Origin of the sequence: Cellvibrio sp. QJXJ (assembly GCF_024452345.1) — a bacterium.
Classification (GTDB): Bacteria; Pseudomonadota; Gammaproteobacteria; order Pseudomonadales; family Cellvibrionaceae; genus Cellvibrio.
The window spans coordinates 3051824-3062726 of sequence record NZ_CP101662.1 but is presented as its reverse complement, the minus strand read 5'-3'; the positions used below and the strand labels follow the sequence as shown (position 1 = coordinate 3062726).

Here is a 10903-nt window from a genome sequence, read left to right as displayed (position 1 = left end):
ATGGTTTTAAATTCAGCATCGATAAACTTGCTGGCGCCAGAGTTGCTCCAGGCTATGGGAAATAGTATTCGATTGCGTGGGCCTGATGATCAAGGAATTTGGCTGGATGAAAAAATCGGTGTGGGCCTGGTGCATCAGCGTCTTGCCATACAGGATTTATCGCCACTGGGTGCACAACCCATGCATTCGGTATCAGGCCGCTTTACGATTGCTTTTAATGGTGAAATATACAATTTTAAACAACTCAAAACGCGTTTAATTGCGGCGGGATTCCAGTTTAAAGGTGGGTCGGATACTGAAGTTATTCTGGCAGCATTTGAGGCTTGGGGAATTGAACCTGCCCTCAATGATTTTGTTGGGATGTTTTCAATAGCCTTGGTTGATCATCACCAAAAAGAATTATGGCTAATCCGTGATCGGATGGGTGAAAAGCCCCTGTATTACTACCATGCAGACGGTAATCTACTTTTTGCATCCGAGCTTAAACCCTTAATGTTATGCCCTTTCTTTAAAAAAGAAATTGAACCGGGTGCAGTGGGTTTGTTGATGCGACACAATTATATTCCTGCACCCTGGAGTATTTTTAAAAAGACGTTCAAATTGGAGCCAGCACATTATTTACGTTTTAATTTAGCGGATATAAGTGCGGCACCTGTAAAAGTAAGATACTGGGCACCTTCGCTTGAGTGGAATAAAAGCCTCGATGCGCAAGCACTGCATCAACAACTTGAGCCGTTATTGAGCGAGATAATTGCAGATCAAATGATTTCTGACGCTCCCTTGGGAGCATTTTTATCGGGAGGTATAGATTCGTCGACGATTGTGTCCTTAATGCAAAGGCAGTCGTCAAGACCAGTAAAAACCTTCTCGGTTGGTTTCAATGTCCCCGGTTTTAATGAAGCCGAACATGCAAAAGCAGTAGCCAGGCATTTAGGCACTGAACATAACGAGTTTTATGTTGAGCCTAAGGATGCACTTAATATTATTAGCCTGTTGCCGGATATTTATGATGAGCCTTTTGCTGATTCGTCACAAATTCCTACTTATATCGTAAGCCAGATGACACGCCGACAAGTGACTGTCGCCTTATCGGGAGATGGTGGCGATGAGCTCTTTGCTGGCTATAGTCGCTATGCGAGTTATGCGCGCAATTTTGCCTCCCGAAAAGCGGGCCTGGCAAATAGAATAATGAATGGTTTGCCCGCTCCTGTCATTGCTCGATTAACCCGTTTACTTAAGTCCAATCAACGGGAGTTATCGCCAGCACTGGTGTTGGAAAAAGTGCAGCGTTATAACCTGGGTTTTAATGCAGTTGATGCCCGTCATTATTATCAGAATCAGGTTGGTTATTGGCTCAACCCCGAAACAGAATTGAAATCTGCTGAACGTCTACACTATGCATTGGATGATATGCCACTGCGTGAAGACTCAACTTCAACTTTTCAATGGTGCGATATTAATTCTTATCTGCCGGATGACATTCTTGTAAAAGTAGACCGTGCTGCTATGGCGAACAGTTTGGAAACTCGTGTGCCTTTATTGGATCATCGATTGGTAGAACTCTCTTTAACTGTGCCAACAGCGATTAATGTAGTCAACGGAGTTACCAAACAACCCTTACGTAATATTTTGTATCAGTATGTTCCGCGCGAATTGGTTGATCGGCCAAAACAAGGTTTTGCGGTTCCGGTGGGGCATTGGTTAAAAAATGAATTACGTGAATGGGCAGAGGATTTGTTATCTGAAAAGTCGCTTGCTGATAGCAATGTATTTAATAGCGACTTGATTCGTCAGAAATGGCAGGCACATCTGACTACCAGTCATGATTACTCCTTCCATTTATGGTCAGTGCTGATGTTCCAATCCTGGCACAGGAAATATATGTAATTATGACAATCACTGTTTCCACGGAAATTATTACTGCTGCGCTGCTAACTGAAGTTGCTGGTTTGTATGCGGCGGATAAATATAAAAAATCCTTATGGGAATGGCAGTTTTGTCCGCGGTTTGGTCGAGATGTACAATGTATTGTTGCGCGGGATGATGATCGTATAGTTGGTTTTAATGCGACTATGCCCATAAAACTCGTCACAGAGTCCAATCAGGCTGTGGATGCTATATGGAGCTGTGATTTTATTGTTGCGCCTGCATACCGTGGTAAGGGATTAGGGCAATCTATAAAAGACGAAATGGCAAATGCATTCAAAATGCCAATCATGTCGTTGGGTATTAGCGACAGTGCGTTTCCATTATTGTTGAAAAAAGGATGGCATTCTCCTGCGCGTCTTGATGTTTGGGATTTATTGAATCATCCCAGAACATTAAAACAAATTATGTTGTTCAGTTGGTCAAAAATTTGTCGGTCATACTTGTCTCTTACTGCAAGAAACTTATATAGAAAATATCTTGTTGAAGAACTAAGCCAGCTGCCGCAAAAAGCAGTTATCCAGCATTTGTGGAAATTACATCGAGAGCATTCAAACGATGTAGAGATTTTACGAAATTACGAATATTTAAAGTGGCGTTATGTTGATTGTCCATTTAATGTGTATCGCTTTTTACATGTCGGTTCTGCCAATAAAGGTGCACAAGCCCTTATCATTTTTCGTATTACACCAGGTAACAGCCTGGAAGTGGTCGATTTTGTTGGTTCAAAAAAATCCGAGGTAGTTTCGGTAGCATGTTCATTTTGGTTGCGATGTTATGCATCAGTCTTTGCAATTCACTGGAATACTTCTATTTCTGCGCTACGCCCTGGGTTGATTGCGAATGGATTCGTTAAAAAAAGTTACGGTTCACGTTTTGCCACACTATCTGATCATGTGAAGGGCAATTGGGGACTAGTTGCTGGTGATTCTGACGGTGACTTTTTGCGCGTTGCCAAGGAGCAGTTTGTTTTTCCTACAGTTGTAGATAATGTATTTACGGAAAATTCTGCGGCTCTCCCTGCTGTGAATCTCCCTGGAAAACCGATTTATTATTCTCCTAATGCGTTGGTTTATCGGCAGATCACCGAGCAAGAGTTTTATGCTATGGAGGCTGCTTGGCGTGAATTAATGGACAGGGCGGATGCTAATTCACTGTTCATGAGTTGGCAGTGGATGGTGAGTTGGTGGCGGCAATGGGGTAGTTACTTAAAATTAGATCTGAGTATTTTTCTTGTCTTCGAAAAAGATCGCCTGATTGGAATATTGCCTTTTTATAAATATAAAAGGGTTCTTATGGAGAATTATCAGTTTATTGGAAATGCCTGGGGCATTTTTCCTACTGTCCGATCAGAGTATATCTCTCCTATTTTTGATCGTGAAAAAGAAAAAAAATTATATAAAAGTTTGCAGGCATATATTCTATCCCGGTCTTGTAATACTAGTTATATATTTTCTGATACGCCAATAAATCAAATGCCAGAGTTAAGTTATTGGCAGCATAAAAAAGATTTTGGTTATAGAACTCCTGTATCAGGAGACTTTGATCATTACATCGCATCATTAGGACGAATGACTCGCCTTAAGGCATTTAATCGCCGAAGTTATCTTGAGGAACATTATGCACATGTAGAATTTGTATTGATTTCTCTTGAGGAAAAGAAACTGGATGAATTTTTCAATCATTTAAATTCTTTCCATCTGTTGCGTTGGGGCAAGCCTTGTTTTGAACAACGTGCAGTAGAGTTTCATAAGCAACTATTGCAAAGTGCTCTTGGTGTTAATGCTTTATTATCTTATTTGGTGGTTGATGGTTTGATTGTTTCTGCGTCGTATAATATTCAGATAGATGATGTCATTTATAATATTCAATCTGGGTATCTGGAAGATTTTGATAAAAAAATCTCTCTCGGTACGTTGCATATGGGTTGGCTTTTAGAATATGCATTCAAATCTTCCGAAGTGAACTATTTTGACTTTCTTGCTGGTTTCGGGCGCGCCGAAGATTATAAAAAGCATTATCGGGGCGATTTGACCCAATTCTATACTTTGCAATACTTTTCCTCGCCGTTGGTAGGTGCTGTATATTGTAGTCGCCTTTGGTTGAAGTTTTATACCAAAAAAATAATGAATCTTGTTAGTCGCTCGCAAAGGGGAGGTATATGAATTTTTACATTTACTATTCTCGCGCTGGGTTAGGGTTAGCGAAGGATGCAAAAATATTAGAAGATGCCTTGCTGTTGTTGGGACATGAGGTAATCGTTAATGAAGTGCCTTTGCTTAATAAGACTTTTACCGGAAGGTTTTTTGAAACTCTGGTGACAATATTAATGCGTTGCGGGGTTTTATTTTTTTATAGAAAACTACAGCGGTTATTGTTGGGAAAGCCGGATATTGTTTCTATCCATCTGGAAAAAATATTCTATTGGAAGTTATTTTCTCATCGAAAGCAGATATTGATACCTAATCAGGAATGGTTCAACCCCCGATATTTTTCTTTGTTGGATTGTATTGATCACGTCTGGACTAAAACCTGGTTCGCAAAAGATATTTTCTCGGAATTTAAATCAAAAGTGGATCGCATAGGTTTTTGCTCTAATGTTGATTCGCACTGCTGGGTTGAAAAATCTGCCAATTACTTTTTCTCTCGGGTAGGGTTAAGTCGTTTTCGTGGTGCAGATAAGCTAGTAGAGGTTTGGCGGCTTCACCCAGAGTGGCCAATATTAAAATTGGTAATAGATGTTTCATGCCGACCAGAAAATCCCCCGCAAAATGTGGAGTATATTGATATTTTTTCTAGCGCTGAAGAATATACCGCTTGTGCAAGCTCTGCCTTGTTTCATATTTATGCAACAGAGACTGAAGGGTTCGGCCACTCGATTGTTGAAGCTATGGGATACGGCTCGGTAGTCTTGGTAACAGATGCCCCGCCTATGAACGAAATAGCAAATTCAGAGTGTGCGTTGTTAATAGGTGCTAGTTATTCCGGGCAGAAATGGTTTTCCCCTCGATTTTCTGTAGAAGTTTCTGCACTTGAGTCAGCAGTAGACTGTGCGCTGCAGTTGAGCTCTGAAAAAATCCAACAGCTCACGGGGAATGCCCAGCTAAGGCCCACGGCCTTGAAACAAGATTTTTATAACAATCTGGCAATAGCAATTAAAAAACTATAGTTTCGCTCACTTTAGTTGGTAAAGGCCGCTTATTTATGGATAAAACTATGCTCATTTCGATCATTACTCCAACCTATAATCGGGAGGCATTCCTTCCTGCCGCGATAGAGAGTGTTCTTGCACAAAGCTATAAAGAATTTGAGTTAATTATTGTAGATGATGGCTCTACCGATAACAGTCGTGAGTTAATTAACGCGTATGCTGACAAAGACCCGCGGGTTAAATATTTGTATCAGGAAAACCAGCGTCAAAGTGTTGCGCGTAATTATGCGTTGTCTATTGCCAAGGGTGATTTTATTTGTTTCCTTGATTCAGATAATTATTGGCCACACGATAAGCTTGAAAAGTCTCTCAAGGCGTTTGAGCAACATCCTGAGGCGGATATTGTTTATGGGGATTGCATTACTATCGATGAGCAAGGCAATGAGTTACATCGTAACAATATGCGCCGTTATTCCGGGAACATAGCTGCACTTTTGTTAAAAGATAACTTTGTCAGCATGAATACCACCATGACTCGCCGTAAGTGTTTCAATGAAATGGGGGGAATGAGCGGTAAGCGTCGTGTAGCGGATGACTATGATTTGTGGCTTAAATTTTCTTCGCGTTATCGCTTTCAATATATTCCTGAGTTTTTGGCTTATTACCGTGTAATGGAGAATCAGATTTCCAGCAACAAAAAGCTACGCTTTGAAACCAACGAAAAAATTATTCTGGATTTTCTTGCTGCTTATCCTGATGCGGTTAGCGAGCAAGAGAAAAAAGCAGGGTTGACCGCATTTTATACTCGCAAGGCTCGCCATTATGCAGCTAGCGATAAAAAAGAGGCCTATAAAGCTATTCGCATAGCGTTAGGTATTAGTCCTTTTTCATCGGGGGTGTGGCGATCTTTTGCGAAAATAGTGGTGTCGTAAACATTATACCCATAAAAAAACCCAGCTTAACGCTGGGTTTTTTTATGCTTTGAAGGCTAATTAAGCTTTCAGGCGGCGTGCACCAAACAAACCAAGCAAGCCCATGCTCATCAAGAGCAGAGTAGTTGGTTCTGGAACTGCTGTGACACGAACACCAATCAACAGGTCATCGTGGTTGTCGTCATCACCAACATAGGGCCCTGTATCATCAAGGAACAGAATTGCGTCATAGCTGCCAGCATGAGCTGCCTTAGCATTAGGCCCCTGACCGGTAAACATGGCGTTTAGAGCAACTGCAAAAGAATACACTCTGTTGTTGGTACCGAGAGTGGCCCCTTGAGCATTGCTTACGCTCAAGTTATGAGCAGGCAGCACAGAAGTTGGTGGTACATAAGTGGTGAAAAGGAAGTCGAACAGAGCATCTTTTTCTACATAAGTAGTAATAGTGCCTTTATTAGACAGCTTCAATGGTGCTTCAGCGTCTCCAGGAACAGAGAAAACATTGTTCCAGCTAGACTCTTGACCCAAGTAGTAGTAGGTCACTGCCAATTTGGCGTTAGCTTTAAGGCTACCAGCGATAGTGTAGGTATCTGGTGTGACATAACCTGGGGTAGTGAAGTTGTTGTTGGTGTATGCATCGATATCAGGAGCATATGCACTGCTACCGCTATCAACAACTGAAATCAAGCTTGCGCTCGCGCTCAATGAGCTCAGAGCTAAAAGCGCTGCCGCTGCAAATTTAATAAGTTTCATGAGGGTCATCCTTTAATGTGTTACCAATGAGTGATTTTAAAGTAGCCTAAGCTGCATGCGGATAAAGCAGAAATCGTGCCTACACTATTAAATTCAATAAAATCAAACATATATACATAAATATGCGTTTTATGACGACAGCTGATGTAAATTTTTTCGACTGGTTTACAGGTTGATTGATGCAGGTTAGGCATTTCTGTCTAGAGCTTTTGATGGGGTGTCGCGAGTAATAGCAAAAAGCTGTTCGAGGCGTCTTTTAACCCACTTGGCGCCCTTGGGTTCTATAAATCGATAAATCAGGTACGACAGAATGAGCATAATTGCGGTAGTGACAAGGATTGCTACTGGCTCGTTGAGTTGAGGTTTCAGCCAATCAATTAATAATTTTCCGGCGTGATTGTGGAGTAAGTAGAGGGGGTAAGTTAGCCCGCCTAGAATGGTGTAGATATTAAGTGATGACAATGTAAATTTGCTTAGGGCGATCAATAGAAAAAAACCATGAAAAATCCCGGCAATAATCGCGGCGATTACCCACTCATAAGGTTCGCTGGAGTGCATGAACCCCGCTGCTTGATGATAGCTTTGGTAGCTGCAGAGTAAGCTTGAAATGATCAATGTAGCATTGGTAGCCGGGGTGTGCTTCTGATTCCAGAGCAGATACAGACAGATACCCGAGATGAAGTAACAGGAATAACCTGGGTTAATAACCCAACCCATTTTGGATGGTTGGCCGAATAGCAAATAGCTTAAGGTGATAGCCAGCCAAATCGGTAACCACAACGAATAGCGGGTAAATAACCTAAATATCATCAATAAAAATATGCAGCCGTAGAATTTAAGTTCTACTTGCAGCGTCCAATAGACGCCATCGATATTGTTAACGCCTACGTAATCATTGAGCATGGTCAAGTTAAGAAGAATATCTGTAGTACTTGGTGTCGATGCTCCCAGCGCGAACATTATCGTCGTGGTAAATAATACGCCTATCCAAAAAGCGGGATACAGTCGTGCGGCGCGCGAAATCATGAATATCAGGGGTGAGCGACGCTCTGCTGATGCTGCAATTACAAAGCCGCTTATCATGAAAAACAGTGGCACACCCAAATAACCAAATTGCGTGAATTGGGCTATTTGAGGGAATGTAGGGTTTGGTTGTGCTGTGTAGTGATAGAGCACTACTGCCAGTGCGGCAATAAATCGGAGTAAATCGAGCGCCTGTAACCTCATGTGACTTCCTTAAGAGAGATTTCGGGCGCTGATTATCTATTATGTTTATAGAAGATAGCTAATTTTGCAGTCGTACTATCGCGGCGATAAGGTGATGAAGCGACTATAGAGTCCGTTGGTATCAAATGCAGCGATTTGAAATAGACCGTCTGTTGATGCATTGGTGGTTTCATAGCTTGTTGCATATTTATCAGTAATGATCTCACGAATATATACGCTGCTATTAATCGGCTTATAACGTAATTCGTATCCACCGATTTCATCCAATTCCAGATAGTCACCATTTTCGCGTTGTGATGGTGTAATCCACTCTACGCTAACTAAATTATCGCTGCTTGAGCTGCTCGCATTCGCTTCGCTACTTGAGCTTACTGCGGTTGCGCTGCTGCTAGTCACTGCACTCGTACTTGAGTTGCTTGCATTAGCTTCGCTACTTGCACTTATCGACGCCGTGCTGCTACTTGTTGCTTCGCTTGAACTTAGAGCAACCGAGCTATTGCTTGTGCTGTTAGTTGAGCTTGTTTCTGACACGCTGCTACTTGTATTGTTGATCGAGCTGACTGAGCTTGTTGTGGTTGAGCTATTACTTGAAGTGTTGTGGGTGTTAATTGAGGTGGTTTTGACGATTAGAGCAGTAGAAAAGTTTGATCTGTTGCCGGAAGTATCGATGGCACGCACCGTATAGGTGTAATAGGTGTTGTGGTTTAGCCCACCATCTTCATATTCAAGATTTGAAGCGACACTGGTCCCTATGGCAACACCATCGCGGCGTATTTCATAGCGTGACAGTGCAACATCGTCGGTTGCTGGGCTCCAGCTAATAATTGCAGTATTTGATGAAATAACCTCGAGTTTTACGTTGCGCGGTGCAGTTGGCGGTAAGTCAAAGAATTCTTCCGGCTCTTCCGGGTAGATAACATCGTCATCCATGTCGGCCAAGGAACTACTTGCACGCGAGGAGCGGGCATAACTTGATTGGGTGGGTGATGACGACTTGGTAGCCTGTATCGGGGTGCTGCTTGGTGCGCTGCTGCTGGTTGTTACGCTTATCGCCAAACTACTGCTTGAAGGTGCTGAACTACTTATCGGCACAGAGGAAGCCACTACCACTGGGGTAGAGCTGGGTAGAGCTGTCGGGATGCTGCTATTGCTGTTTCCCTGTGTATTACTACCCTCGGAGCCACCTCCGCCGCAACCGGTTAGGATGATTGTTAGTAAGCCGGTGATAGCAAACTCAAAAGTACAATATTTCTTGAAGCTAAAAATCATTCTAACTACCTGAAAAAGCGTGTGTGCTTAGTGGAATCATCCATTGGATGCAGCGGGTAAAGGCTTGTATCGCGCGGCTTTACGGCGAGGTGTCACATTTAGCAGGATCGCGGGGGTGCCATGACCTTGATGGGGAGTTTTTTTTCATAAAGCGAAATGGTCGATCCATATTGAGATAATTGGTTCTGTGTATAACGGTAATTTATATATCTTTTGATTATATCGGTGCTTGGGGCAAGCCTATTCGCTGCTCGGGTCTGTGTCATCAAGGTGTACTGCTGCCACCACATTCATGTCGTATTTCTTAATCAGGTCGTAGAAAGTAGGGCGGGTGATTCCCAGCAATTTGGCAGCGGCAGAGATGTTGTTATCGGTCATGCTCAGGGCGCGCAGAATCGCCCCGCGCTCGGCTTCCTGGCGGACATGGCGCAAGTTGAGTGAGAGTTCTCCTGCCTCAGCCAAACCTAAATCTTCGCGCGTCACATATTTGCCATCCGCCATGATCACAGCGCGTTTTATTTTATTTTCCATTTCGCGGATATTGCCCGGCCAGTTGTAGTTTTCGATGGCGGCAATGGCATCGGGAGTGAACCCAGTGACGTTCTGGCCGTGCTCCTTCGCGAACTTGAGTTTGAAGTGGCGCGCGAGTAGTACTTTGTCCCCCAAGCGGTTACGTAAGGGGGGGATATTTACGGTCATTTCACAGATGCGATAGAACAAATCCTCGCGGAAGCTGCCCGCTTTAACCATGGCTTCGAGATCTTTGTTGGTAGCGCAGATCACACGCACATCCACCGGGATCTCACTGCGCCCGCCAACCCGCTCGATCACGCGCTCCTGTAAAAAACGCAGCAGTTTGGCTTGCAGGTTGAGTGGCATATCACCGATTTCATCCAGAAACAGAGTGCCCTCATTAGCGGTTTCCACTTTGCCTAACGTAGTTTTATTCGCGCCGGTGAAAGCGCCTTTTTCATAGCCAAAGAGTTCGCTTTCGATTAGATTTTCCGGCACTGCCGCGCAGTTAATAGCTACAAATCGCTTGGTCTTGCGCGGGCTGAGTTGGTGAATAGCGCGCGCCAAAACTTCTTTGCCTGTGCCACTTTCACCCAGCAGGGTGCAAGTAACGGTGGTGGGCGATATTTTTTCCAGTTGGCGGCAAATCTTGAGTAGTTGGGGGTCGTTAGTGATTAGCCCTTCCAATGGTTCCTGTTGCGACAGATTCAGACGGCGGTTGTAGTCCTCCAACTCAAAAATGTGGAAGGCGCGCTGCACAATCAAATCCAGGGTGTTGGGGTCGACCGGCTTTTGGTAGAAGTCGTAGGCGCCCATGGCAACGGCGCGCAGGGCGTTATCGCGGTCGGTTTTCCCCGTCATTACGATAATTTTAGTGTTGGGGGAAAGGCGGAGTATGTCCTGAATGCACTTGAAGCCTTCATCGACACCGTCTTCGTCCGGGGGTAAGCCGAGATCCTGAATCACTACCGACGCTTCATGCAGACGCATGGCGGCAATAGCGTCCTGGCGGTTGTCGGCAACCACGGTTTCGTACTGATCAAAGTGCCAGCGCAATTGGCTTTGCAAGCCCGCGTCGTCTTCTACGATTAGCAGAATAGGTTTGGATGCAGTTGTTTTACTCATGCGGCCC

At 43.7% G+C, this 10903-nt stretch carries 8 protein-coding genes; 4 read left to right on the top strand and 4 right to left on the bottom strand.

The genetic code is table 11. The annotated features are described in order from the left end of the window. The 4 genes from asnB to NNX04_RS13315 are packed head-to-tail and all read left to right on the top strand — an operon-like array spanning position 1 to position 6009. A complete protein-coding gene (gene asnB / locus NNX04_RS13330) occupies positions 1–1887 on the top strand; it encodes an asparagine synthase (glutamine-hydrolyzing) (RefSeq protein WP_410004057.1) in 1887 nt (628 codons plus the stop codon). A 2-nt stretch (positions 1888–1889) separates the two neighbouring features. Then, entirely contained in the window at positions 1890–4091 is a 2202-nt protein-coding gene (locus NNX04_RS13325) for a GNAT family N-acetyltransferase (protein ID WP_261946078.1), read from the top strand. Beyond that, positions 4088–5095, top strand: a complete 1008-nt coding sequence (locus NNX04_RS13320; protein WP_261946077.1) for a hypothetical protein — start codon at positions 4088–4090, stop codon at positions 5093–5095. The genes NNX04_RS13325 and NNX04_RS13320 overlap by 4 nt, the downstream gene beginning before the upstream one ends. Positions 5096–5130: 35 nt before the next feature. Continuing rightward, on the top strand, positions 5131–6009 hold the full coding sequence (locus tag NNX04_RS13315) for a glycosyltransferase family 2 protein (protein ID WP_261946076.1): 879 nt from the start codon (positions 5131–5133) through the stop codon (positions 6007–6009). A gap of 60 nt (positions 6010–6069) precedes the next feature. Here NNX04_RS13315 and NNX04_RS13310 read toward each other — a convergent pair whose 3' ends face one another. The 4 genes from NNX04_RS13310 to prsR form a co-directional block, all read right to left on the bottom strand. Next, a complete protein-coding gene (locus tag NNX04_RS13310) occupies positions 6070–6762 on the bottom strand; it encodes a PEP-CTERM sorting domain-containing protein (protein WP_191966501.1) in 693 nt (230 codons plus the stop codon). A gap of 186 nt (positions 6763–6948) precedes the next feature. Next, positions 6949–7989 carry an acyltransferase family protein gene (locus tag NNX04_RS13305; RefSeq protein WP_261946075.1) on the bottom strand — a complete coding sequence of 347 codons (1041 nt, stop codon included), beginning with the start codon at positions 7987–7989 and terminating at the stop codon, positions 6949–6951. 75 nt (positions 7990–8064) lie between these two features. After that, positions 8065–9258, bottom strand: a complete 1194-nt coding sequence (locus tag NNX04_RS13300; RefSeq protein ID WP_261946074.1) for a fibronectin type III domain-containing protein — start codon at positions 9256–9258, stop codon at positions 8065–8067. A 240-nt stretch (positions 9259–9498) separates the two neighbouring features. Next, entirely contained in the window at positions 9499–10896 is a 1398-nt protein-coding gene (gene prsR / locus NNX04_RS13295; RefSeq protein WP_261946073.1) for a PEP-CTERM-box response regulator transcription factor, read from the bottom strand. Positions 10897–10903 lie beyond the last annotated feature (7 nt).

Bases quoted from the DNA above. Each gene is read 5' to 3' on its own strand.
- asnB (WP_410004057.1), top strand. From the start codon at position 1: ATGGTTTTAAATTCAGCATCGATAAACTTGCTGGCGCCAGAGTTGCTC.
- prsR (WP_261946073.1), bottom strand. From the start codon at position 10,896: ATGAGTAAAACAACTGCATCCAAACCTATTCTGCTAATCGTAGAAGAC.
- NNX04_RS13320 (WP_261946077.1), top strand. From the start codon at position 4,088: ATGAATTTTTACATTTACTATTCTCGCGCTGGGTTAGGGTTAGCGAAG.
- NNX04_RS13325 (WP_261946078.1), top strand. From the start codon at position 1,890: ATGACAATCACTGTTTCCACGGAAATTATTACTGCTGCGCTGCTAACT.
- NNX04_RS13300 (WP_261946074.1), bottom strand. From the start codon at position 9,258: ATGATTTTTAGCTTCAAGAAATATTGTACTTTTGAGTTTGCTATCACC.
- NNX04_RS13305 (WP_261946075.1), bottom strand. From the start codon at position 7,989: ATGAGGTTACAGGCGCTCGATTTACTCCGATTTATTGCCGCACTGGCA.
- NNX04_RS13310 (WP_191966501.1), bottom strand. From the start codon at position 6,762: ATGAAACTTATTAAATTTGCAGCGGCAGCGCTTTTAGCTCTGAGCTCA.
- NNX04_RS13315 (WP_261946076.1), top strand. From the start codon at position 5,131: ATGGATAAAACTATGCTCATTTCGATCATTACTCCAACCTATAATCGG.